This window comes from Romboutsia lituseburensis (assembly GCF_024723825.1).
Taxonomy (GTDB): domain Bacteria; phylum Bacillota; class Clostridia; order Peptostreptococcales; family Peptostreptococcaceae; genus Romboutsia_F; species Romboutsia_F lituseburensis_A.
In genome coordinates this window covers 795,617-821,569 of the sequence record NZ_JANQBQ010000001.1, presented here as the reverse complement: position 1 = coordinate 821,569, position 25,953 = coordinate 795,617, and the positions used below count along the sequence as shown (strand labels likewise).

The window sequence follows — 25,953 nt, the reverse complement described above, 5'->3', positions numbered from 1 at the left end:
GGAGGAACTTTATGAATTACTTTAAAAGAGAAGATTTAATAAATATAGAGTTATTAATCAAAGATAATATAGATTTTTATGCACATATAAAATCAGGTGAAAATGAAACACTAAAAGAACACATAGATAGATGTAATAAATATTTTTTAAAAATAGATGCTGCAAAAAACATAGGAAATATATTTAAGAATTTTGAAGAACTGTACTTAGGTAATACAGATAAATCAGTAAAGACATTATTTAGAAAGCTGTTGGTAAATACAATTAACTTCCACGATATAGGAAAAATAAATCCAAAGTTTCAATGTGAGAAAATGAATAATAAAATAATAAATAAAGAAATATTTGAAAATCTAGGAAGTAAACACTCCATTATATCTTCGATACTTTACTTAGATTATTTTATTGAAGAAGTAGACAAATATAAGAAGTTAGATAAAAAAACATTTAAAAAATTATCTCACATACTATTTTTAAATTCCTATATAATATCGAGACATCACGGAGATCTAAGTGGATTCAATGAATTTGTAGATTCATTTCATGAAGATTACCCAGGAGATGCAAGCAAAGTAATAGAGTCTTTAGGAAATGAAAATTACAAAGAAATATATAACAAAAATATAAGTCCTTTATATAAAAAAATGAAAATAAAATGCTCAAATGTAAGAAAGCAACTAAAAGAAAATAGCGAAGAAGAAAGTATTTACATATATACTTATGTAAAGCTTGTATTCTCCTTATTAGTAGCTTGTGATTTTTATGCAACTACAGAATTTATGAATAATCTAGAGCTTGATGAATTTGGTGAAATAAATGATATTTCTCTGTTCTATGATATTTATAAAAATGGAGAAATATACAAAAGTATAAGTAAATATGAGGAAAAAGAATACAAGAAAGAAAAAGATCTTACAAATGAGAGAAATATAAATATATTAAGAACAGAAATGTTTTTAGATGCACAGAATGAACTTAGTAAAAACTTAGAGAGTAATATATACTTTTTAGAAGCTCCTACAGGAAGTGGAAAAAGTAATGTATCTCTAAATCTTAGTTTTAAGCTATTAGAAAGTAATAACTACATGAATAAAATATATTATATTTATCCATATAACACACTTATAGAGCAAAATATAAAAACTATGAAAAATATATTTGGTTCAAATGAGGATATATTTAAAAATATAGCTGTAGTAAATTCTATAAATCCTATAAAAGTTGAAAAGTATTCATCAAAAAAAGAAGAATCTAGTGAAGAGTTTGATTATGAATATTATGCAAAAGCATTATTAAATAGACAATTCTTAAATTATCCAATGATACTTACAACACATGTAAGCTTATTCAATACTATGTTTGATAATAAAAAAGAATCATCATTTGCTTTTTATCAACTAGCTAATAGTGTAATTGTCTTAGACGAAATACAAAGTTATAAAAATACAATTTGGACAGAGATAATTACATTCTTAAAAGGATTTGCAAAAATATTAAATATGAAAGTAATAATTATGTCGGCAACTCTACCAAATTTAAATTATCTTACAAATGAAGTTGAAAATACTACTAATTTAATTGTAAATAGAGAGAAATATTTTAATCATCCATTATTTAAAGATAGAGTAAAAGTTATATATGATTTAATAGATAAGGACATAGACGAATTATATAATCATGTAAAAGAGAGTAGTTTTGCTAAGAATAAAATAATAGTGGAATTTATAAAAAAACAAAGTGCTTATGATTTTTATAATAAATTAAAAGAAGACGAAGAAATTCAATCAAAAATTGAGCTAATAACAGGTGACGATAATTCTATAGAGAGACAAAGAATACTTGATCTTGTAGATAAAACAGATGACATTATATTAGTAGCTACTCAAGTAGTAGAAGCTGGTGTCGATATTGATATGGATAAAGGATATAAAGATATATCAAAGTTAGATAGCGAAGAACAATTTATGGGGAGAATAAATCGCTCATGTAAAAAATCCGGAATTATCTATTTTTTCAATATAGACAAAGCAAATTTCATATATAAAAATGATCTTAGAATGAATAAAGAGTTTACATTAGAAGATGAAAATATGAAAGAAATACTAATAAATAAAAAGTTTGAAAATTACTACTCACCAGTATTAGATGCAATAAAAACATATAATAAATCGTTATGTGAGTTTAATTTAGATAACTTTTTCTCACAAGATGTTGGAGGATTAAATTTCAAAAAAATAAAATCTAGAATGGAACTTATATCAGAGGATATGTGGAGCATGTCTGTATATTTATCTACAAGAATAAAAACAGAAGATAACTTAATATTAGATGGTAAGGAAATTTGGGATAATTATAGAAAGCTTCTTTTGGATAAAAAATTAGAATATGCAGAGAAGCAAGTTAAATTATCAGAAGCAAGAAGTTTGCTTAATTATTTTATATACCAAGTGAAGAAAACAAATATTCCTTACAATGATAGGGTCGGAGAACTTTATTTCATAGAAGATGGTGAAAAGTACTTTAGAGATGGAAAAGTAGACAAAGAAAAATTAACTACTGGAATAGGAGATTTTATATAGTGAAAGTAAATGGGACTTTAGTAAACTACTATTTTCACTGTAAAAGGCAATGCTACCTTCATGGAAATAGACTCAACTTAGAGGATAATAGTGAAATAGTTAAAATAGGAAAAGCAATACATGAAAGTAAAGCAGGAGAATTGGAAAACACAGAAATATCAATAGATAATATAAAACTAGACAAGCTTACCTCAGAATATCTTACAGAAGTAAAAAAATCAGATGCTGATATAGATGCAGCTAAATGGCAATTGATATTTTATTTGAAAATATTAAAGGACAAGGGCATATATAGAAAAGGCAAGTTAGAATTTATAGAAAAAAATAAAACTGATAGAAAAATAATACATTTAGAGTTAAATGAAGAAATAGAAGAAGAGTTAAACCAATACATTGACGATATAGAAAATCTAATTGATACAGATGTTATACCTAAGGTGTTAAATAAACCTAAATGTAAAAAATGTGCGTACTATGAGTATTGCTATATATAGGAGGAAATATGGGAAGTACACGTTATATAACTTCTATGGGGGAATTAACAAGAAAAGATAACTCACTCTGCTTTAGAAAAAACGGCAAAAACGTTTATATACCTGTAGAAAATACAAAAGAAATATATTGTTTAAACGAAGTAAGTATAAATACAAAACTATTAGACTTTTTAGCACGTAATAATATAATAGTTCATTTCTTTAATTATTATGAAGGTTATAGTGGTACATATTATCCTAAGAATCAATACAATAGTGGGAAATTATTAGTTAAACAGGTAAAAAAATTCGAAAGTAACCGATTAGATATAAGTAAAGCTATTGTTAGAGGTATAGGTATTAATATAATAGAAGTTCTTTATCATTATTATAAACATGGGAAAAAAGAAGTAAAAGGAACCGTAGATTGGATAAAAGAAATCTTTTTTGATAGAGTTGAGAACAGTAAGAATATAAGAGAACTAATGTGTGTGGAAGGTGAGTTATGGGAAAAATTTTATAGAGAATTTAAAAATTTTCTACCAGAAGAGTTTATAATGAATAAAAGAGTAAAAAGACCACCAGATAACCCTATTAATGCATTAGTTTCATTTGGAAATAGCTTATTATACACAAAGACTATATCTTCCATATATAGAACACATCTAGATCAAAGAATAAGTTATTTACATGAACCATCTGAAGGAAGATTTTCACTAAGCTTAGATATAAGTGAGGTATTTAAACCAGTTTTAGTTTATAGGACTATATTTGATTTAGTTAATAATAAAAAGATTCAAGTTACTAAACATTTTGATAAAAAAGTTAATTACTGTTTACTTAGTGAAGAGGGTAGAAATATTTTTATAACTGCATTTGAAGAAAGAATGGAATCAGTATTTATGCACAATAGATTAAAGAGAAAAGTAACTTATAGAACAGCTATCAAGCTAGACTGTTATAAACTTATAAAATATATAATGGAAGATAAAGAATTTGTACCTTTTAGCTTAAAGGAGAAGATTTAATATGAGTAAAAACATGAACTATAACTATGCATTTGTTTTTTATGATGTTGGAGAAAAGAGAGTAAATAAAGTATTTAAAGTATGCAAAAAATATTTATCTCATTTTCAAAAATCTGTTTTCAGAGGAGAAATAACTCCTTCGGATATGATAACCTTCAAAAATGATTTAAACAAAGTTTTAGATAAAGAAGAGGATTTTGTTTGTATTATTAAGCTTTTGAATGATAGTGTGTTTGGAGAAGAAGTACTTGGAAAAGAACAGAATAATACAGGTGAAGATTTAATAATTTAATTTACCAAGTGGAAAATATTGATATGGATTATGAATCTAGTTATTTCAATGGTTACAACTATATTATATTAAATTTTATATAATTTAAGTTTTACTTGGTAAATTTCCATATAATTTAAGTGATTTTAAGGGATTGACATATATTCAGATTTGAAATAAAATTGAAATTACATAAGATTAACCTTAACATGAGATGTATTTAAACTAACTACAATGTCCATCTTCATCAACTTCTATATGAGATTAACCTTAACATGAGATGTATTTAAACTCATTACGTCCTCAACCATCTTAGCCGAATTACCTTGATTAACCTTAACATGAGATGTATTTAAACTTAGTTAATTTATATATATTTTTTCCTTTTATTCGTGATTAACCTTAACATGAGATGTATTTAAACTAAGTATGCTTTTACATATGCTTGGTAATGTATAAGATTAACCTTAACATGAGATGTATTTAAACTATAAACACCCTTTCTTTTTAACATTGTGAATAAACGATTAACCTTAACATGAGATGTATTTAAACAGTACTTTGTTTACCTCGTTGCAAATATCTTGTAAGATTAACCTTAACATGAGATGTATTTAAACGTAAACATGTTTAGAGCGTCTATTATAATATCAAGCGATTAACCTTAACATGAGATGTATTTAAACTGTCTATTCGTCCCCCTTAATGATAAATTTAATTAAGATTAACCTTAACATGAGATGTATTTAAACAATTTTTCACCTAACTCTTTTCTTAAACTCTCCATGATTAACCTTAACATGAGATGTATTTAAACTTAAGTATGAATGGTGGATTATAGTTTTCTATTATTAGATTAACCTTAACATGAGATGTATTTAAACTTAACAACATTTCCGCAAGTTAATATTTCCTTCATGATTAACCTTAACATGAGATGTATTTAAACGCATTAGCAAATAAAGCTTTAGAAAAATTTAAAGTTGATTAACCTTAACATGAGATGTATTTAAACCCCAAAAGTCCTTTCATTGGTATCGGCTTTATAACTTGATTAACCTTAACATGAGATGTATTTAAACAGCTCTACGGGGTCCCCTTCTTCGATAGCGTCCTCTGATTAACCTTAACATGAGATGTATTTAAACCTCTTAATAGTTTACTATATTACATGTATTCAATTTGATTAACCTTAACATGAGATGTATTTAAACAGTGATATAATGAAAAAATTTAATCCAAATAATAACGATTAACCTTAACATGAGATGTATTTAAACCATATAAAAAAGGCTATCTTATTTTTTTCAGATTTAGATTAACCTTAACATGAGATGTATTTAAACAATATTTCTATTAATCTTATAAACTCGCCTAGCGTGGATTAACCTTAACATGAGATGTATTAAACCGAGACAATGCATAGATTTGTGTAAATAAGATGTTTAATTTATAATATTGCTGGAAATTCTACATTTTCAGTAATATTATTTTTTTAAATGAAATACTAATAATAGGTTATTTCATATTTTTATTAGTATTTGTTAAATATAAAATATTATACCAAAAATATTTTTCGTCTTTTTTTGACATTTTTAATTCATTAGATTTATTTCATTTAATTTTTCTGAAAATCGTATCTCTAACTGAGCCAAAGTTGATCCCTAGTTCGCTGTAGGTGATGTCCATTTTTATATAACCACTTCAGTTGAAAGATATAACGCTTTTCTTAATGCATCATCTGTTGGAAATACGGTTCTATTTTTAGTACACTTTATTAATTGTCTATTGAATCCTTCCAATGCATTAGTTGTATAGATAATTCTTCTTATTTCTGGTGAAAACTCAAAGTATGTGGATAGTCTGTCCTAATTATTATACCAAGAATCTATAACTATGCCATACTGTTTCCCACATTTACCTTTTAATATATCAAATCCAATTCAAAAAGGGACTGTAGATAGATTTGAATTTACACAAATCTATCTACAGCCCCTAGAAATTTGGACATACCTTAATTATGATAAATCATAATAATGACATAGCTAGTATGGCAGATGTTTGTATAAGTATTAAAGATGGAAATTTATTAGATTACATTGAGAAATAGATTAAATTAACTATCTTTAAATAACAAAATGATGTAAGTAAATTTTAAAAAAAAATCTACTTACATCATTAGAAATTTTAAAATAATTAGTCTATTAAATTTATTTTATATAAATTTTAGGAATATACATAGTTACACCATCAAGCTTAGTGATACTATCATAAATTACCTCACTGTTGCTCACCAAGTCAGTATTATCCAATTCTAAAGTTAAAATAACTTGACTATAAGATACTACATCTAAAATATTGCTGTTTTCCCTAAAGTTTAATTTGATATTTTTATTACATCTAAGAAAATTTTGTAAGATGTCATAATTGATATTCATTGTCATCACCCCTAATAATTTATATAATACAATAAATACCAATAAAATTCAAATTTAAACTATAAGAATCTATTTTGTAAGTGTGTAGATAATCGATTTCTGGATTAATTTTAGATTCTATTTATATAGATAATCAATTTAATATATGATATACTTACAAAAGTAGTATGAATCTAAAGGATTAATATTACAACTTGTTCGAGAACCTCCAAGTATAAAAAACTAAGGTATTTATATAGTGGCAGTATATAAGTTTTACCCTTAGCTATGACCTTATAGGTTGTAAGGTTCTCCTTTAAATAACTTTTTAGGAGGAATTTGTTATGCAAAAAAGAAAGGTAATAATTGATTGTGATCCAGGGATTGATGATTCTTTGGCACTACTTTTAGCTTTAAATTCACCAGAGCTAGAGGTATTAGGCATTACTATATGTAGTGGTAATGTACCTGCAAAATTAGGAGCAAAAAATGCTCTAAAAACACTTCAGATTTGTTCTTCTTTACATATTCCAGTATATGTAGGAGAAGAATATCCATTAAAACGGGAACTTGTAACAGCTCAGGACACTCATGGAGATGATGGATTAGGCGAAAATTTCTACGAAGATATAAATGAAGCTAAGTTTTATGAAGGAGGAGTAGATTTTATAATAGACACTCTAAATAACAATGATAATGTATCTATTATAGCATTGGGACCTCTTACAAATATAGCTAAAGCACTAATGAAAGATAAAAAAGCTTTTAATAACTTAGATGAATTTGTGTCTATGGGAGGAACTTTTAGAATTCATGGAAATTGTTCTCCAGTAGCAGAATTTAATTATTGGGTTGATCCTCATGGAGTAGATTATGTTTACAAGAACTTACCTAAAAAAATTCACATGGTAGGATTAGATGTAACTAGAAAAATTGTACTTACACCAAATATAATTGAGTTTATAAATAGACTTGATAAAGATATATCTAAGTATATAACTGAAATAACTAGATTTTACATTGATTTTCATTGGGAGCAAGAAAAAATTATTGGTTGTGTAATAAATGATCCACTAGCGGTAGCATACTTTATAGATAGAAGTATTTGCAAAGGATTTGAATCTTTTGTAGAGGTAGTTGAAGATGGTATTGCTATGGGCCAATCAATAGTAGATTCTTTTGATTTTTATAAAGAAGAAAATAATGCTGTTGTATTGACTGATGTTGATAAAAATAAATTTATGGGTATGTTCTTAAAAAGGATATTTAAGGGATACGGTGATATTATAGACTCTATTGAAGGCGTTATATAATATGGAAAATAAGAGTATGGATATAAGAAAATTAAGTCTAATGAGCCTTGGAATTGCTATAAATATAATTGGAGCTTTTGTAGCGCTTATGTTAAAGCTTCCAATATACTTAGATTCTATAGGAACGATAATGGTAGCTTGTATTTTAGGTCCTAAATATGCAGTGATGACAGGTGTTTGTGGAAGTTTATTAAGTGGGATGACATTTGATATATATTCACTTTACTTTGCACCAGTTCAGATATCTACAGGACTTATTGCAGGAATTATGTACAAAAAAGGATTACTAAATGGTAAAAAAAGAATCCTAGGAGTAATGATATTTTCGATTCCAACTTCAATAATAAGTTCGCTAATAGCAGCATATTTATTTGGAGGTGTTACATCATCTGGATCATCGTATATAGTTCAAGTGCTAAAGGCTTTAGGTGCTAATGATGTTTTAAGTGTATTTGTTACACAGGTATTTACAGATTATATAGATAAGTTTGTAGCTACAGTATTAGTATCATTATCTATTAATGAACTTTCAAAGAGTTTTAATTCACCTATAGTAAACAATAAATAAGAAAATAGTATATATAAGTTTTTACTATAATGAAAATAGGGTTAAGAGCTTCTATCTTTGAAGCTTTTAATCCTATTTTTCGGACTAATCAAAACTTTGGTGGTATGAATTATAGAACTTATACTTTATATAAAGTTAAATAATTTTTATAGTAATTTATATATATATTAATTTTTATTTTTATTAAATATATAGTCATTTTAATATGTCAAATACACATTAAAATAAATTTAAAGCTACAATATATCAAATTAAGTTTGATTTATATATGTATATTTTATATAATTAGTGTATTATACTCTATATAAATATAGAGAAGTATTATATTTAAACCTCTTAAAATCAAACAATAAATATTTATTGTTTGATAAATAAAATTCATAAGGAGGTAGTTTTTATATGCAAGTAAGTGAAAAGCTAAATAACCTTAAATCTAAACTACTAGAATTAGAAAGTGTAGCAGTGGCATATTCCGGAGGCGTAGATAGTAACTTTTTACTTAAAGTAGCAACGGAAACTCTAGGAGATAGTGTTATTGCAGTTACACTAAATGCTATGATGCATTCAGATAGAGAGATTGAAGAAGCTAAAGAGTATGCAAAACAATTTGATGTAAAACACATTGTGGTGGATATAGAAAATTTCGAAGTAGACGAATTTATAAATAATAATACAGATAGATGTTATCATTGTAAAAAAGCAGTATTTAGTACAGTAAAAGATATTGCAAAACAGCATAATATTAACAATGTTTTAGATGGAACTAATTTAGATGATTTAGGTGATTTTAGACCGGGTCTTAAAGCCTTACAGGAATTGGATATAATTAGTCCTCTTAAAGAATGTGAGTTAACTAAAGAAGAAATAAGATTTTTATCAAAAGAAATGAATTTAAAGACTTTTAATAAGCCTGCTTTTGCATGTCTTGCAACAAGAATTCCTTATGGAACAAAAATTACAAAAGAAGTGCTTAGAAAGATAGAAAAAAGTGAAGAATATTTAGTAGAACAAGGGTTTAATCAATTTAGAGTGAGAATTCATGAAAATATTGCAAGGATAGAAGTAGGAAAAGATGAAATACATAAATTTTTTAATGAAGATTTACTAAATAAAACAAATAAAAAATTAAAAGATATAGGATTTGAATATGTTACCTTGGATATGGCAGGATATGAGATGGGTAGCATGAATAAAGGTATACAAAAATAGGAGGCATCATGAACAATTACACATTAATATCACCTTGCTTTTTCGGTATGGAAAAAATGTTAGCAAGAGAAATAAAAGACTTAGGTTTTGAAATAATAAAAACGGAAGATGGAAGGATTACATATAAGACTGGAGCTGATGGAATAGCCAAAGCAAATATGTGGCTAAGATGTGCAGAAAGGGTTCATCTTAAAATAGCTGAGTTTGAAGCTAAAACTTTTAATGATTTATTTGAAGGAACTAAAAGAATAAACTGGGCAGAATATATACCATATGGATCACAATTTCCAGTATCAAAGGCATCTTCAATAAAATCAAAGCTGTATAGTACTCCAGATATTCAATCAATAGTAAAAAAGGCTATAGTTGAAAGCTTAAAGAAAAGTTACTTAGAAGATGGGCTTTTAAAAGAAGATAAAGAAAAGTATCCAATATACGTATTTATACATAAAGATAAAGTAACACTGTCTATAGATACAACTGGAGATGCACTTCATAAAAGAGGATATAGAGAAAAAGCTAATAAGGCACCAATAAGAGAGACATTAGCTGCTGGTATAATGTATTTAAATCCTTGGAGACCAGGAAGAACATTAGTTGATCCTATGTGTGGGTCTGGAACTATTTTAATAGAGGCTGCTATGATGGGAATAAATATGGCTCCAGGTCTTAATCGTGAATTTATATCTGAAAAGTGGAGAACTATGGACAAAAAGATTTGGTGGGATGTAAGAAAAGATGCATATGATAAAATTGATGAAGATGTACAGTTTAAAATATATGGATATGATATAGATGAAGAAGCCATAGAAATAGCTAAAGAAAATGCAGAAATTGCAGGAGTAGACGAGTACATAGAGTTTAATGTAGGCAATGCACTTGATTTTAAGAGTGATGAAGAATATGGATTTATAGTTACGAATCCTCCTTATGGAGAGAGACTTGAGGATAAAGAAAGTGTTCAAAGTTTATATAAACATTTAGGATATACATTTAGAGAACTTAAAAACTGGTCTTATTACTTAATAACTTCATATGAAGAATTTGAACAGGAATTTGGAAAAGAAGCGGATAAGAGAAGAAAACTATATAATGGTATGTTAAAAACTAACTTGTACCAATACATAGGACCAAGACCACCTAAAAAAAATTAATAAATTAATTATATTTACCCCCTTAAGATAATATATATAGTATATAGAGTATTTTAAGGGGGTGTCTCAATGTTTAGAATGAATGGCAAAAATCGTAAAAAGGCATCTAAAGAAAAAAAAGTAGATAGTAAACAAAAATACCAAGAAAATTTTAATGAAATAATATTAAATGACTTAGTACCAGAAGAAAAAAGAGAAGAGTTTGGATTAAACAGTACAGAAAGACCTAAAGAAAATAAATCTAATGGGTTAAAATTAAACTTTGCATTAGGATCTAAAAAATCAAATTCAAAAACAAGTTCAAAAGGAAAACATTCAAATGCTTCAAAAGAAACAAATACCTCTAAAGATAATGTACAGAAAAATACGAAACATAATAAAAAGAATAATGCTAGTAATGATGATACGCAGGTAGAAGAAAATACTAAGACAACAAAAGGTAAAAACTCAACAAATAGTAAAAAGAATAATTCGGCGCCGAAGGGTAAAAAAACAAATAATTCAAAACATAGTGAATCTAGACCTAAAAATTCTAAGAAAAAGAGTAAATCATCAAATGCCAAGACAAGTGAGATAGATGAAATACAAGAGCAAGAGCCTATCATTAATGATGTATTACCGGAAGAAACAAAGTCTAGTAAAAAGCAAATTGGTCCTAAGAAAAAAAGAGTTAAACATTCTAATAAACAAGTAGAGGAAGATAGCAAAAGAATAATAGAAGATATAGATATTCAAGAAAATAATGAGGACTATGAAGTTAAGGATAATTTTGATTCAGTAAACTTTAGAAGCTCCCAAGAAGTTGAATATATAGATGATATAGAAGATATGGAATTAAATGAGGAAAAAGTTGAGCCAAATACTAAACAAAAATTTGAAAATTTAGTTTGGTCAGAAGATAAGTTTCCTAAAAAATAAAAATATAAATAAATAATTTAAATACGTGTTAAAATATAAAATAAAGGCTTAGTAATAAATGCTAGGCTTTTATTTTGTATTATTTTATTGAAATAATAGTAAAAATAAGTAAAACAATATCAAAAAATAATCTTGAGGTGAAAAATATGAATGCTAAAGATGTATTTAATGAAGTTAATGAAATTTTACTAAAAAAAATAAAACCTTCTGAGCATATAAACAGTTTAATAAAGAGAGGGTTCTTTGACGAAGAACCCTTTAATAAAATAAAGAACTTAGGAAAAATCGAACAAAATTTAAAATATCATCCAGAAGGAAGTGCACTTAATCATGTATTAATGGTAGTAGATAAGGGCAGTGAAGTAAAGCAACTATCAAAAAATGAAAAAATTTTTATGTGGGCTTGTTTACTTCATGATATAGGAAAGCTAACCACTACGAGAATTAGAAAAGGAAGAATAACATCGTATAATCATGATATCGAAGGAGAAAAAATAGGACAAGACTTTTTAAATTTGGTTAGTGATGATAAAATATTTAATGAAGAAGTATCGAAATTAATAAGATGGCATATGCAACCATTATTCTATGACAAAAATCTTCCTTTCTTTGAACCTAAACATATGTTAGAAGATGTAGATTATAAAGAAGTTGCATTAATTTCTTATTGTGATAGACTAGGAAGAGGAAATTTAAGTGAAGAAACTATTAAATTAGAAAAGAAAAGAATTGAAAGTTTTAAGGAGTATTGTAAAACTCATAAAAGTTAGGAGGTTTTTAATGAAATTATGTAGGTTGATAGCATGTGCTAGCTTAGTAACATTATTAGCAACTGGATGTAGTATAGACTCAAAATCTGGTGAATCACTATTATCGAAATCTCCAGAATCTTTGCTAAAAGATAAGCCTGTGTATGATGAAAATAAAGAAGTTTTATATAAAGCAATTGAACTAAAACTACCTTTAAACTCTAGCTTAATCTTGCCTTCAAATGCAAGTGAGGTAGGCAAAATTAATGAAGTGGATTTAAATGGAGACAAAAAAGACGAATTAGTTGTATTTGAGAAAAAAGAAAATCTAACAGAAAGAACCAATCAAGTTGGATTTATGATATTAAGTAAAAATAATGATGGAACATATACTGAAATAGACAATAGACTAGAACTTGGAGATTCTATAGAGTATGCTAATTTTTATGATTTAAATGGAGATGGAAGTAAAGAAATTATATTATTAGTTAAAAATAATAAAAAAACTAATATGTACATATATAATTTTGAAAATAATGAAATACAAAAAACATATATACTAGACCCAACATGGATAGATGATAGAGAAAAGTATTTAGATATGACGATAAAAATAGGTGACATGAATAATGACAATAAACCAGAAATTCTTATGATACATCATGATTCTAAAACAACTAAAGCTTATGCAAGCTTAGCTAAGTTTGATGACTCATTAGAACTAATAGGTTATACTGAACTTGAAAATGTAAAGACTTTATCCAATTTCTATATTACAATTGGGACAGTATCTACAGAAAAAATTGATGATAAGACTGTAGAAAATAAAGGCATATTTTTAGATATACCAATTGTACAGGATAACAATTATGCAACTCAGATACTGTATGTAGATGAACATAATAAGCTTAAAAAAGCATTTGATGATAATAATATGCCTACAATAAAGCCGTATTATATACCATTAGAAGATATAAATAATGATAAGGTAATAGATATACCTGTTATACTTAGAGGTAGTGGTGATGTATATACTACGAAAAACTCAACGACTGTAAATTGGTCTAGATGGAATGGCAAAGAAGGGCCAGATTCAGGGTTAGTATTTACAAGTCAAATATATTATAATTATCAATATAACTATAGATTATTTATACCAAACGATTTAGCTCAAAGCTCATATATTGAACATGAATTTTCTAAGGATGAAGCTTTATTTAAGTTCTATTATTATGACAAGCAAAACTCTGAACCTAAAAATTTATTTACAATAGCTGTAGTAAATAAAAGTGTAAGAGATGATAAGAAAAATTCAACTGCATCAAGTGGTGTAATTTTAGCAGATAATAATGAATATAGTTTCATATTATACCAAAATAATATAGAGGAACTTAAAAAGTTTAAAATAGATGCAAACACAATTAAAGAATATTTTTCACTAATATATGATGAAAATTCAAAGAAATAGTAATTGGGAGGAAATAAAATGAAGGAAAAAATATTAGTACTAGAAGACGAAATAGGTATTAGAAGTTTCGTAAGTATAAATTTAAAGAGAGAAGGCTACGAGGTAATAGAAGCTGGAACTGGAAGTGAAGCTATAGAAAAAATGACAACAGAAAAAGACATAAAATTAGCTTTACTAGATGTAATGCTTCCTGATATGAGTGGAACAGATGTATGTAAATTTATAAGACAAAATTTTGACCAAGTTGGTATAATAATGCTTACTGCAAAGGGTCAAGAGGATGATAAGATAGAAGGATTTATATCAGGTGCAGATGATTATATGGTTAAACCATTTAGTATAAAAGAATTACTTGTGAGAATATCTGCGCTACTTAGAAGAATTAAAAAAGAAGATAATGTATCAAAAACTAATGAAATAGTATCAGAACCATTTGTACTTGATCTGGATAAGAGAAAATTATTTAAAAATGCAAAAGAAATAGAGCTTACACCAACTGAATTTTCTATAGTTAAATACTTAATGACTAATGCTAAACAATCATTAAGTAGAGATCAAATACTAGATGAAGTATGGGGGACAAACTACTTGTATGATTTTAAAATAGTTGACGTAAATATAAGAAGAATAAGAAATAAAATAGAAGATGACCCATCAAAACCTAAATATATACAAACTATTTGGGGATATGGATATTGCTTTAGAAAGGAAGACTAGTAGTGTTACACTTTGAAGGGTTAAGAAAAAAGATAATTAAAAATTATTTCACAATAATAATTATAACAGTTGCATTATTTGAAGGTTTATTTATATTTTATATTCAAAATTATTATTATGATTATGTTAGGCAAAGTCTAATGAATCAAAAAGAGTATACTAAATCAGTATATGATGCACCTACAAGTTCCACTGGAAGTTTTGAAAGTAAAGTAAAGAATATAGTAGAAAAACAAAATACAGAAAAAAACTCTATATATGCTATTGAGATAATAAATAAAAATTCAGAGGTCATAATAGATCCTTATGGATTTAGAGTAAAAGAAAAAGTATCGTATGAAGATGTAACTAGAGCGTTAAGAGATGTTAAAGACCTAACACCATATACATATAGACAGCCTGAAACAAATGAACATGTTATGAGTATCTCAGTACCCCTTAAAACAAACAACATAATAGAAGGGGTAGTTAGGTATACTGTATCATTAGACAAAATAGATAATATAATTTTCAAGCTTACATTTGGGCTTATACTAGCTGGTATATGTATATTACTTATAGCTATATCTTTAAGTCTTAGATTTGCAGAGTCATTAATTCAGCCATTAAGAGAATTAAAACAATTTGCAAATGAATTAGCACATGGTAATTATAGTATTAAACTTAAAAATACAAATATATCTGATGATGAAATTGGAGACCTTGCTCAAACATTTGAGCATATGGCAGCAGAAATTGATAAAAGTGAGAAATTAAAAGAAGAATTTATATCTTCAATATCTCATGAGTTAAGAACACCACTTACATCTATAAAAGGATGGAGTGAAACCTTAGGATATGAAGGAATAACTAAAGAAGAATTAGACTTAGGATTAGGTATAATACAAGACGAAACTGAAAGGTTAATAAAACTTGTAAATGAATTATTAGACTTTTCTCGTTTAGCATCAGATAGAATAAAACTTCAAATTGACATGGTAGATATAAGACACTTAGCAACTGGTGTTGTAAATCAATTAAAAGTGAAATCAAGTGAAAAAAATATTACATTAAGTGTAGAATTTGAAGATGAAGAAATAGAAAGCGTACAAGGTGATAAAAATAGGTTACGTCAGGTTTTAATAAACCTTATACAAAATGCTATTAAGTTTACAAGTGAAGATGGATTTGTTAAATTAGTAGTTTCCCAAGGTGAAGAGTATACAACTATTAGAGTTATAGATAATGGATGTGGTATTGAATCTCATAATTTAGATAAAGTACTAGATAAATTTTTCCAAGAGGATTATAATAAAGCAGGTAGTGGACTAGGACTTGCGATAAGTCATGAAATTGTAAAACTTCATGGAGGAACTATGAGTATAGATAGTGAAAAAGGTAAAGGGACAGTCATAACAATCACTATAAAAAATAAATTAATAGAGTCAATATAATATATAAGTAAAAATAGTGCTATATAATTTAGTTATGTAGCACTATTTTTTTGAAAATATTAGATACTTTAATTTAAATATAAATATATAATTAAAACTAATAAAATTTGCTAATATGCTTAATATAATATAAAATACAATTTATAATGAATATATACGAAAAGAAAGAGGCATAATATGAGAAATATAAAAATGATAATAAAATATGATGGTTCAAGATACAAGGGATTTCAAAGACTTAAAGATAATGATATGACAATACAAGGAAAAATTGAAAATGTACTTAGCAAAATGACTAATGAATCTATAGAGATAATTGGTTCGGGAAGAACTGATATGGGAGTTCATGCTAATGGACAAGTTGCAAACTTTAAAACAAATTCTGAATTATCAATAAAAAAAATGCAAGATTATTTATATGAATATTTACCGGAAGATATTGTAATAATAAATATGGAAGAAGTGGATGATAGATTCCATAGTAGATACAATGCAAAGTCTAAAATATACTTATATAAAATAGATAATAATAAATATCATGATCCATTTTTAAGAAAATACACTACTCATGTAGAAAAAAAATTAGATTTAGAACTTATGAGAGAAGCGAGTAAAAACTTAATAGGAGAACATGATTTTACAAGTTTTGCCTCATCAAAATCTAAGAAAAAATCAAATATTAGAGAAATATACTCTATAGAAGTAAAAGAACATCATAGTTTAGTTGAAATATATGTTCATGGAAATGGATTTTTATATAACATGGTAAGAATTATAGTAGGAGCATTACTAGATGTAGGTTTACATAGAAAGACACCACAAGATATAAAGGAAATGTTAGAGTACCAAGATAGATGTAAAGCATCAGATACAGCTCCATCTAAAGGTCTTATTTTACACAAAGTAAATTATTAATTTATAAAAAAATAATTATACAGTTGACAAAGTAAATAATATAAACTAATATTACTTACAAGATAATAATTTAATAAAAAAATTCGATGAAAAAGAGAGTAGCTTAAATGAATTTTACAGAGAGTTAGGGATGGTGAAAGCCTAATATTGAAGTTTGAGTGAAGAGAACTTTGGAGAAGATTGCAGGAAATATAAAGTATTGCAATAGGATTATCTCGCCTTAAGAGAAAGAGTGGATAAGTAAAACTTATCAATTAGAGTGGTAACGCGGATAATATTCGTCTCTTGATTTTTTATAATCAAGAGACGTTTTTTAATATAAAGATAGCTTGTACTAAAAGTACTGGTAGCTACTTTATATAGTTATCAAGTATCTAAATGAAAGATTTTAATTTATCAATAAGAGTGGTACCGCGGAAAATTCGCCTCTTAGTATTTTAATACTAAGAGGCTTTTAATTTGTCCAAGTAAGTAGAACTTATAATAAAAATGCAAATAACATATAATACAATGTTTTGTATACAAAATAAATTAAGGAGGAAAAGTTTATGAAAGAAAAAGTAGTTTTAGCATATTCAGGAGGATTAGACACATCAATAATAATACCTTGGTTAAAAGAAAATTATGATATTGAAGTTATCGCAGTTTGTGCAAATGTAGGTCAAGAAGAAAATATGAAAGATGTTTATAAAAAAGCATTGGAAAGTGGAGCTAGTAAAGCATATGTTGATGATGTAAGTGAAGAATTTGTAACAGAGACAATATTTAAAGCAATAAAGGCTGAAGCTAAGTATGAAGGAAAATATTTATTAGGAACATCTCTAGCAAGACCAATAATAGCTAAAAAGTTAGTTGATGTAGCTCATATAGAAGGTGCAAAATATATATGTCATGGATGTACTGGTAAAGGAAATGACCAAGTGAGATTTGAGGCATCTATAGCAGCGCTTGATCCAAGTATAAAAATAATAGCTCCATGGAGAATATGGGATATAAAATCTAGAGAAGATGCAATAGAATATGCTCAAAGTCACAATATTCATATAACTGCAACTAAAGAAAAAATTTATTCTGTAGATGCGAATCTTTGGCATATATCTACTGAAGGTGGAGATATAGAACATTTAGAAAATGAACATCAAAATGATGTATATAAAAAATGCTTACCAGTAGAAGAAGCTTGTGATGAAGCTGAATATGTTGATATTTATTTTGAAAAGGGAGTTCCAATTAAAGTAAATCAAAAAGAGCTAGTGCCTGTTGAAATAATCAAAACATTAAATGATATAGGGGCAAAGCATGGTATCGGAGTAATAGATATAGTTGAAAATAGATTAGTTGGAATGAAATCAAGAGGTGTATACGAGACACCAGGTGGTACAATCCTTTATGAAGCACATAATATTTTAGAAAGTGCTACTTTAGATAAAGAAGCATTACATTTTAAGCAAATGGTTTCTTTAAAATATGGAGAGTTAATATATAATGGATTGTGGTACTCTAAATTAAGAGAGTCAATTGATGCATTTATTGAACAGACACAAGAAAATGTATCGGGAAGTGTAAAAATAAAGCTTTATAAAGGATTTATGAAGCCGGCTGGAATATTTACAGCAAATGCACTTTATGATGAGTCAATATCTTCATTTGGAGAAAGTGCTTTGTATAATCATAAGGATGCACAAGGATTTATAAACTTATTTACTTTACCTCTGAAGATACAATCTATAAAGGACGAGAAAATAAATAATAATCAAGAAAATTTAGAGCTAGGTAAAGAAGTAGCGGTAGATAAGGTTATATAAATAAAATGGTCTTAAGATTATTCTTAAGACCATTTTATTTTAAAATATATGGTTTAAATCACATTTTTCACTTTCTAAGATATTATCTAAAGTACTTTTTATTCTATATACCTGTTCAAGTGCCATTGACTTGTCTTTAGAAATTATAGATCCATCTAATATATCTAAGCATAAACATACATTATCAAAATAATCATGATTTAATAGCTTATACCATGCTCCTTTGTCTTTATGAAAATTTTTATGATAATCATCTAGCTCATTTTTGGCATCATCCCAATTATCGTTTCTTATATAACTTTCTATAATATCAGCTTTAGAATTGTAGACATCAGTAAAGGCAGATATTTCACTATTAATATAAAGTCCAAATATAACAAATAATATAGTCCAAATTAAAGAGTAAACTAAAGATTTCAAAGATAATCACCTCGATGTTAATTAATTTTTCTTTTCTTGAATATATGTTTTTTCATTTTCATCTATTACACACAAAAGAACATCTTTTAGATTTTCAATATGATTAGATTTTAATATCCCCTCCAACCAATTTGTATCTTTATTTACTATATTTAAGTTATGTTTTATGATTTTACCATCTATTATTAACGATACAGGTAGATGGTTAAAGGCACTATTGGGAGGATTTTTATATGATGGTGTTGGCAAAACACTCAGATTTCCGTCTGTTTCAAGTATGGCATATTGAACATCCATAATTCTGAAATAACCTTGTATACGAAGTTGTTCTAGTAATTCATCTATAGTGACTCTTTCTCTTTGCAATTCTTTATAATTAATTTCTCCTCTTTCTATTAAGATAGAAGGTTTACCTGACAATAGTACTCTTACTGTTCTAGACTTTAAAGCTAGATAAGAAATAACTATTTGCATAACAACAAGTCCTGTAACAGCTGCAACACCATTTATTATAGGTATATTATTGTTTTCCATAGGAACAGCCGCAACTTCTGCTATTAGAAGAGTTATAACTAAATCAAAAGAGTTCATTTCAGCTATTTCACCTTTACCCATAACTCTTAGAGATATTAAAACAACTATATATAACAAAATACTTCTTATTAAAACTACTAACATATTCATTTTCCTTTCAAAGTCATATGATAAATTATTATTACCATTTATATAATTTTGATTCATAAAACTAATGTTAAAACCTTTTAAAATTTTTACAAATTTGATATAATTAACTTTAAATTGAATTATAAAAATGTTTTTATATGACTAAAAATTATAATTACAAGTTAGATAGATAAAAAATTACATTTTGAGTTTGATGGACTAAGCCATTGTAAGATTAAGTTATCACCTAATGTAGTGGTTTAATTGAAGCGAATTCTTTATCTATTTCAAAATATAAATTATAGAGTAAATAAGTAACAAATTGGGAGGATTATAATGAGTAAAAGAAAGCAAGTACAAGTTCCTATAGAAAAAATACAAGAACAAGATAGATTTATAGAAGCAATAGCAGAGCAAAATTCAAGATATTACGCTATACATCAAGCAAAACCTAGATACTTAATACAAACGTTTGGATGTCAAATGAATGAACATGATTCAGAAAAATTATGTGCAATGCTTGATGAAATGGGATATGAAAGAGGGATAACTGCAGGTGAATGTGATTTAATAATATACAATACTTGTGCAGTAAGAGAAAATGCAGAACTTAAAGTTTATGGTAACTTAGGTCAATTAAAATTCCAAAAAAGAAAAAATCCAGATTTAAAAATAGCTGTATGTGGATGTATGATGCAACAACCTCACGTTGTAAAAGAGTTAAAATCTAAATATAATCATGTTGATTTAGTATTTGGTACACACAACTTATATAAATTCCCTGAGCTATTAACAAAATCAATGGATAATAAAAAGATGCTAGTTGATGTGTGGGATGTTGATGGAGAAGTAGTAGAAGGTCTTAAGAGTACTAGAAAGTTTGAATTAAAAGCTTTTGTTAATATAATGTATGGATGTAACAATTTCTGTACTTACTGTATCGTACCGTACACAAGGGGAAGAGAAAGAAGTAGAAAACCAGAAGATATAATAAATGAAATAAAAGAATTAGCTGCAAATGGGACTAAAGAAGTTACATTACTTGGTCAAAATGTTGATTCATATGGTAAAACTTTAGAAAACTCTATAACATTTGCAGAACTTTTAAGAAAAGTAAATGATATAGACGGCATAGAAAGAGTTAGATTTATGACATCTCATCCAAAGGATATATCAGATGAAGTTATATACGCAATAAGAGATTGTGATAAAGTTTGTGAATTTTTACATTTACCAGTTCAATGCGGTAGTACACCATTACTTAAAAAAATGAATAGACATTATACTAAGGAATACTATTTAGAAATAGTAGAAAAGGCTAAGAAAGAAGTTCCGGATATAGCTTTCTCTACAGACTTAATGATCGGATTCCCAGGGGAAACTGATGAAGATTTATTAGAAACTATAGATGTAGTAGAAAAGGTTAGATACGGTTCTGCTTTTACATTCATATATTCTAAGAGAAAAGGGACTCCAGCTGCTGAAATGGAAAACCAAATACCAGAAGATATAAAACATGAGAGATTTAATAAAGTATTAGAGAGAGTAAATACTATAGCAGCAGAAATTAATAAAGAATACGTAGGAAAAACAGTGGAAGTCTTAGTAGAGGGAAAAAGTAAGACTGATGAAGAGAAATTTACAGGAAGAACAAGACAAAATAAATTAGTTAATTTTGAATCTTGTGAAAAAGATTTAATAGGAAAATTAGTTATGGTGGAGATAACTGGAGCTAATAGCTTCTCGTTAGTAGGTAAGGAAAGTAAATAATTTTTAAATAGAAGGGGTTGTCTCAGGATAGATGCATTTAATCTATTAGCATTGAATTTAGTTGCTTTTAGTTTAGATTTTTTTGAGACAGTCCCTTTCAATATATTATTAGTACAATGGGGGATAAATTTAATTGATGTGAAAAAAGGTGGAGAATAATTAATAAAACATAGGAGACTTGATTATGTTTGACAATATGTTAGAGATATTACTAGATAATATTCCATACTCTATTTGGCTAAAAAGCAAAGAAGGACATTTTATATTTGTAAATAAATGCCTATGCGATAGTTTGAAAAAAACCAAAGAAGAGATATTAGGAAAAACTGTTTATGATATATATGGAGAAAAATTAGGAACAGAATATACAAAAAATTATAAAGAAGTGGAAAATCTAGGAGAAGCTAAAATGTTTTCGGGATATCAAGATGATATATTTTTAGAATGTTATATAGCGCCTATTAAAAAAGATGGAAAAATAGAAAGTTATTTAGGTATACTCCAAGATCAGACTGAACGCAAAAAATATGAAGATGAAATAGTAAAACAAAAAAATTTATTAAAAACTATAATGGATACAATTCCAGATTCTATATTTTATAAAAATTTAGATGGTGAATACATTAACTGTAATGTATCTTTTGCCCAAAATTATTATGAAAGTGATAAGGAAAAAATTATAGGAAAAAAAGATTTAGATATTATAAAAGATGAAAATTTTAAAAATCAAATTATTAAATCTGATGAAAAAATAATAAGAGAGCGAACTACTCAAACTACGAATATTAATATAAAAGTTAATGGAGAAACAAAATATATGGAGTGTATAAAAACTCCTTTAGTAGATATAGAAAATAACATGTGGGGAATTGTTGGTATATCAAGGGATATAACTGAAAGAAAACTGGTAGAAAAAGAATTAAGAAAAATAGGTTATAATGATAAGTTAACAAACGTTTATAATAGGGCTTACTTTGACGAAAAAATTAAAACTCTAGATAATGAAAGGTATTTGCCATTAAGTTTAATAATGGGGGATGTAGATGGATTAAAAATAGTAAATGATACATTAGGTCATTTAAAAGGAGATGAGCTTTTAGCTCAAGTATCAAATGTATTAAAAAGAGTTTGTGATGATGGGTTAATAGTTAGGTGGGGTGGAGACGAATTTATAATATTACTTCCAAATACAGAATCTAAAAAAGCAGAGCAAATATGCAAAAAAATTACACGTGCTTGTAAAAAAGAACCGTATACGTCTATACCTCTAAGTATATCCTTAGGGTATTCAACAAAAAGAAACTTAAAAGATAATATAGATGACATTATAAAAGATGCTGAAGAAAAGTTATATAAAAAAAAATTACCAAGAAATATAAATTCTAAAAAGAAAATTCTAAAAGGATTAATGGAAATCTTAGAAGAAAAAAGCTCAGATGCAAAAAAGCATACAGATAGAGTAGTATACTATGCTAAAAGATTAGGTAAAAGATTAAAACTTAGTATTGATGATCAAAAAGAGCTTATAATTTCAGCTATGCTTCATGATATTGGTAAAATAGGAATACAAAATGAAATTGCATCTAAAAATGGTAAACTAACTGACGAAGAATTTAATATAATAAAAACACATGTAGAAAAGGGATATAGGGTTGCTAAATCTAATTATGAGATAGCATATGTAGCAAATAATATACTATCACATCATGAAAAATGGAATGGTACAGGGTATCCTATGGGGTTAAAAGGCAAAGAAATACCGTTTTTAGCCAGAGTAATATGTGTTATTGATGCATATGATGCAATGACAAGTGAAAGGTCATATAAGAAACAAATGACTAATGATCAAGCTTTAAAAGAAATTGAACGATGCTCAGGTACTCAATTTGATCCTGAGATAGTTAAAGTTTTCATAGAAGAATTTAAATATGAAAATTAATTGGAGTAAAAAAAGTAGTTTATAAAATATTATATTTTATAAACTACTTTTTTATATTATATAAATAATTACCATACTAATCATTTAAAATTTCTAAGAAGTTTTGAAGTATTTTTGCAGTTATACCCCAAATAATATAATTATTATATTGATAAAATAAAACCTCGTAATTTCCTTTTCCAAATTTATAGTTTTCTTTGTTTGGAATTATATCATAAGGAAAATTGCTATCTGGTATAATTTTTACTTCATTGTTATAGTAGTTAGGCTCATATTTTAACAAATAAGGTATTGGTACTAAAAATATATGATCGACTTCATCTTTATTTATATTTAAAGTTTCAATATCATTTAATATACCGACATAAGGGTGAATAATTAAATTAGCTGGAGTTATAAGTAAATCTAGTTCAGATATTATTTGAATATTATCTGGGCATGTACCAAGTTCTTCACAAGTTTCTCGAATACAAGCATTATAAGGTGTTTCATTTAACTCTATTTTCCCACCAGGAAAGGATATTTCATTGGGTTGAGATCTCAATGTCTTGGATCTAACTTGAAATAATATATAAAAATTATTCTCTTTTTTTACAAGAGGAATGAGTACAGAAGCTTTTTTCATATTTTTGTGCCCATTTATATAAGGTTTATAGTTTGAAAGTTTATCTTTTAGGGTATTAATCATGATGTCCTCCTTATAAGTATTATATACTTATTATAGTATATGAAATAGTAAGAATTATAGGACAAATATAAAATAATTGTTAAAAAATGATAATTATAGTATAATCAAATTGAAAATACACATATTTCAGGGGAGCCAAGTAGCTGAGAGGAGATAATAAATCTCGACCCTTTAAACCTGTTTGGATAATGCCGGCGTAGGGAGAAAATCAGATTATATAAAGGCTATATTAAAAAGTAAGTTTTGTAATAATCAACAATTAAAGCCAAAATATAATTTCTCCTTTTATAATTACGAAATATCGATTTTAAAATAGGAGATTAATTATATTTTGGCTTTTTTATGTTCAATTAAACTATTTTTTTATAAATATAGAAATATTATCTGAATGAATAAAAATAAAGGATGGTGGATTATATGGTAATAGCAGATGTAGCAGTAGTACCTTTAAGACCTTATAAAGGTGAAGAAGAAATGTACAAGGTTGTAGATGTATGTATAGAAGAAATAAAAAATAGTGGTCTAAAATATGAAATAGGTGCAATGAGTACAACGATAGAAGGCGACTTTGACGAAGTATTTGAACTTCTAAAGAAAATACATAAAATACCTTTTGATCTTGGCTGTGAAAGAGTTATAACAACAGCTAGAATAGATGAAAAAGCTGGGGGAATAACAATAGATGAAAAGCTTAAAAACCATAGATAAAGTAAAAAATAGCTTATATCCAATAATTACATTTTTAAGCATATTACTTATATGGGAATTAGTAGTACAAATAAATGATATACCTAAATATATACTTCCAGCACCAAGTGACATAATAAAGGTATTTAGTAAAGATTATTTAAACTTATATACAAATACTTTAACAACTTTAAATGAAGCATTGTTAGGGTTTATTATAGCAATTATAATATCTTTAGTTATGGGAATACTTATGGACTTCATACCGATATTTAAAAAATGTGTTTACCCAATAATGGTTGTATCTCAAACAATACCAACTATTGCAATAGCACCTCTTTTAATAATATGGTTTGGATTTGATATGTTACCTAAAGTTATAATGGTAACTATGACATGTTTTTTCCCAATACTTATAAGTTTTGTAGATGGAATAGAAAATTTAGATAAAGATTATTTAAACTTATTTAAAACAATGAATAGCTCAAAATTATCAACATTTATACATTTGAAGTTTCCAATGTCTATGGAGAAGCTTTTTTCAGGACTGAAAATTTCAGCAACTTATGCAGTAGTTGCAGCAACAGTAGCAGAGTGGTTAGGGGGAACCAAGGGGCTTGGAGTATATATGGTGAGAGCAAAGAGTGCTTATGCTCTTGATAAGGTATTTGCTTCAACAATACTTGTAGTAATTTTTAGTTTATTATTTGTATTGTTAGTGCAATTAATAAAAAAAATAGTGTTAAGGCACAACAACTAGGGAGGATTT

Annotated in this window: 23 protein-coding genes, 1 pseudogene, 1 CRISPR repeat array, 2 riboswitches and 1 other annotated feature; of the genes and pseudogenes, 19 read left to right on the top strand and 5 right to left on the bottom strand. The window is 26.8% G+C overall.

Translation table 11 applies throughout. The features are described 5' to 3' along the window. Positions 1-11: 11 nt before the first annotated feature. Genes cas3 through cas2 form a run of 4 tightly spaced genes read left to right on the top strand, consistent with a single transcriptional unit; the run spans position 12 to position 4,372 of the window. Complete coding sequence (gene cas3 / locus NWE74_RS04110) at positions 12-2,579, top strand: CRISPR-associated helicase Cas3' (RefSeq protein WP_258241966.1); 2,568 nt, start codon at positions 12-14, stop codon at positions 2,577-2,579. Then, positions 2,579-3,073, top strand: coding sequence for a CRISPR-associated protein Cas4 (gene cas4 / locus NWE74_RS04105; RefSeq protein ID WP_258241965.1), 495 nt, complete (start codon positions 2,579-2,581; stop codon positions 3,071-3,073). The genes cas3 and cas4 overlap by 1 nt, the downstream gene beginning before the upstream one ends. 8 nt (positions 3,074-3,081) lie before the next feature. Continuing rightward, positions 3,082-4,080 carry a type I-B CRISPR-associated endonuclease Cas1b gene (cas1b, locus tag NWE74_RS04100; protein ID WP_258241964.1) on the top strand — a complete coding sequence of 333 codons (999 nt, stop codon included), beginning with the start codon at positions 3,082-3,084 and terminating at the stop codon, positions 4,078-4,080. A 1-nt stretch (position 4,081) separates the two neighbouring features. Further along, entirely contained in the window at positions 4,082-4,372 is a 291-nt protein-coding gene (cas2, locus tag NWE74_RS04095) for a CRISPR-associated endonuclease Cas2 (RefSeq protein ID WP_258241963.1), read from the top strand. Between the two features lie 175 nt (positions 4,373-4,547). Beyond that, positions 4,548-5,763: direct repeats of the CRISPR family, unit length 30 nt; unit sequence GATTAACCTTAACATGAGATGTATTTAAAC. A 255-nt stretch (positions 5,764-6,018) separates the two neighbouring features. On the opposite strand, the pseudogene NWE74_RS04090 reads toward cas2, so the two are convergent. Then, a pseudogene (locus NWE74_RS04090) lies at positions 6,019-6,285 on the bottom strand (transposase); the annotation flags it as partial. Positions 6,286-6,561: 276 nt separating this feature from the next. Beyond that, positions 6,562-6,789 carry a hypothetical protein gene (locus NWE74_RS04085; RefSeq protein ID WP_258241962.1) on the bottom strand — a complete coding sequence of 76 codons (228 nt, stop codon included), beginning with the start codon at positions 6,787-6,789 and terminating at the stop codon, positions 6,562-6,564. Positions 6,790-6,976: 187 nt separating this feature from the next. Further along, positions 6,977-7,021, top strand: a riboswitch (PreQ1 riboswitch). A gap of 91 nt (positions 7,022-7,112) precedes the next feature. On the opposite strand from NWE74_RS04085, the gene NWE74_RS04080 reads away from it, so the two are divergent. The 11 genes from NWE74_RS04080 to NWE74_RS04030 all read left to right on the top strand — a co-directional run bounded on the left by NWE74_RS04080 (position 7,113) and on the right by NWE74_RS04030 (position 19,017). After that, positions 7,113-8,081, top strand: coding sequence for a nucleoside hydrolase (locus NWE74_RS04080; protein ID WP_258241961.1), 969 nt, complete (start codon positions 7,113-7,115; stop codon positions 8,079-8,081). A 1-nt stretch (position 8,082) separates the two neighbouring features. Next, complete coding sequence (locus NWE74_RS04075; RefSeq protein ID WP_258241960.1) at positions 8,083-8,649, top strand: ECF transporter S component; 567 nt, start codon at positions 8,083-8,085, stop codon at positions 8,647-8,649. A gap of 399 nt (positions 8,650-9,048) precedes the next feature. Continuing rightward, positions 9,049-9,858, top strand: a complete 810-nt coding sequence (gene larE / locus NWE74_RS04070) for an ATP-dependent sacrificial sulfur transferase LarE (protein ID WP_258241959.1) — start codon at positions 9,049-9,051, stop codon at positions 9,856-9,858. A gap of 8 nt (positions 9,859-9,866) precedes the next feature. Continuing rightward, complete coding sequence (locus NWE74_RS04065) at positions 9,867-11,012, top strand: THUMP domain-containing class I SAM-dependent RNA methyltransferase (protein ID WP_258241958.1); 1,146 nt, start codon at positions 9,867-9,869, stop codon at positions 11,010-11,012. 69 nt (positions 11,013-11,081) lie between these two features. Then, a complete protein-coding gene (locus NWE74_RS04060) occupies positions 11,082-11,930 on the top strand; it encodes a hypothetical protein (protein WP_258241957.1) in 849 nt (282 codons plus the stop codon). 146 nt (positions 11,931-12,076) lie between these two features. Next, entirely contained in the window at positions 12,077-12,700 is a 624-nt protein-coding gene (locus NWE74_RS04055) for an HD domain-containing protein (protein ID WP_258241956.1), read from the top strand. Positions 12,701-12,710: 10 nt separating this feature from the next. Next, on the top strand, positions 12,711-14,147 hold the full coding sequence (locus NWE74_RS04050) for an FG-GAP repeat domain-containing protein (RefSeq protein WP_258241955.1): 1,437 nt from the start codon (positions 12,711-12,713) through the stop codon (positions 14,145-14,147). Positions 14,148-14,165: 18 nt separating this feature from the next. After that, the gene (gene walR / locus NWE74_RS04045; protein WP_258241954.1) at positions 14,166-14,864 is read left to right on the top strand and encodes a cell wall metabolism DNA-binding response regulator WalR; all 699 of its coding nucleotides are present in this window, start codon (positions 14,166-14,168) and stop codon (positions 14,862-14,864) included. Between the two features lie 2 nt (positions 14,865-14,866). After that, complete coding sequence (locus NWE74_RS04040) at positions 14,867-16,297, top strand: sensor histidine kinase (protein WP_258241953.1); 1,431 nt, start codon at positions 14,867-14,869, stop codon at positions 16,295-16,297. A 177-nt stretch (positions 16,298-16,474) separates the two neighbouring features. Then, the gene (gene truA, locus NWE74_RS04035) at positions 16,475-17,212 is read left to right on the top strand and encodes a tRNA pseudouridine(38-40) synthase TruA (protein ID WP_258241952.1); all 738 of its coding nucleotides are present in this window, start codon (positions 16,475-16,477) and stop codon (positions 17,210-17,212) included. A gap of 77 nt (positions 17,213-17,289) precedes the next feature. After that, positions 17,290-17,501 (top strand) — a binding site (T-box leader). Positions 17,502-17,760: 259 nt separating this feature from the next. After that, entirely contained in the window at positions 17,761-19,017 is a 1,257-nt protein-coding gene (locus NWE74_RS04030) for an argininosuccinate synthase (RefSeq protein WP_258241951.1), read from the top strand. Between the two features lie 39 nt (positions 19,018-19,056). On the opposite strand, the gene NWE74_RS04025 is transcribed toward NWE74_RS04030, so the two are convergent. Continuing rightward, on the bottom strand, positions 19,057-19,437 hold the full coding sequence (locus NWE74_RS04025; protein ID WP_258241950.1) for a DUF4363 family protein: 381 nt from the start codon (positions 19,435-19,437) through the stop codon (positions 19,057-19,059). A 21-nt stretch (positions 19,438-19,458) separates the two neighbouring features. Further along, entirely contained in the window at positions 19,459-20,115 is a 657-nt protein-coding gene (locus NWE74_RS04020) for a DUF421 domain-containing protein (RefSeq protein WP_258241949.1), read from the bottom strand. A 321-nt stretch (positions 20,116-20,436) separates the two neighbouring features. Between NWE74_RS04020 and miaB the strand changes: the two genes are divergently transcribed. After that, positions 20,437-21,870 carry a tRNA (N6-isopentenyl adenosine(37)-C2)-methylthiotransferase MiaB gene (gene miaB / locus NWE74_RS04015; protein WP_258241948.1) on the top strand — a complete coding sequence of 478 codons (1,434 nt, stop codon included), beginning with the start codon at positions 20,437-20,439 and terminating at the stop codon, positions 21,868-21,870. 184 nt (positions 21,871-22,054) lie between these two features. Continuing rightward, the gene (locus tag NWE74_RS04010) at positions 22,055-23,809 is read left to right on the top strand and encodes an HD domain-containing phosphohydrolase (protein WP_258241947.1); all 1,755 of its coding nucleotides are present in this window, start codon (positions 22,055-22,057) and stop codon (positions 23,807-23,809) included. A 76-nt stretch (positions 23,810-23,885) separates the two neighbouring features. Here NWE74_RS04010 and NWE74_RS04005 read toward each other — a convergent pair whose 3' ends face one another. Continuing rightward, positions 23,886-24,497 carry an NUDIX hydrolase gene (locus tag NWE74_RS04005; protein ID WP_258241946.1) on the bottom strand — a complete coding sequence of 204 codons (612 nt, stop codon included), beginning with the start codon at positions 24,495-24,497 and terminating at the stop codon, positions 23,886-23,888. 118 nt (positions 24,498-24,615) lie between these two features. Further along, a riboswitch (TPP riboswitch) is annotated at positions 24,616-24,717 on the top strand. Between the two features lie 197 nt (positions 24,718-24,914). Here NWE74_RS04005 and NWE74_RS04000 point away from each other — a divergent pair. Continuing rightward, entirely contained in the window at positions 24,915-25,205 is a 291-nt protein-coding gene (locus tag NWE74_RS04000; RefSeq protein ID WP_258241945.1) for an MTH1187 family thiamine-binding protein, read from the top strand. Beyond that, positions 25,180-25,944 (top strand): ABC transporter permease, encoded by a 765-nt coding sequence (locus NWE74_RS03995; RefSeq protein WP_258241944.1) that lies wholly within the window; start codon positions 25,180-25,182, stop codon positions 25,942-25,944. Before NWE74_RS04000 ends, NWE74_RS03995 begins: the two co-directional genes overlap by 26 nt. Positions 25,945-25,953: the final 9 nt, after the last annotated feature.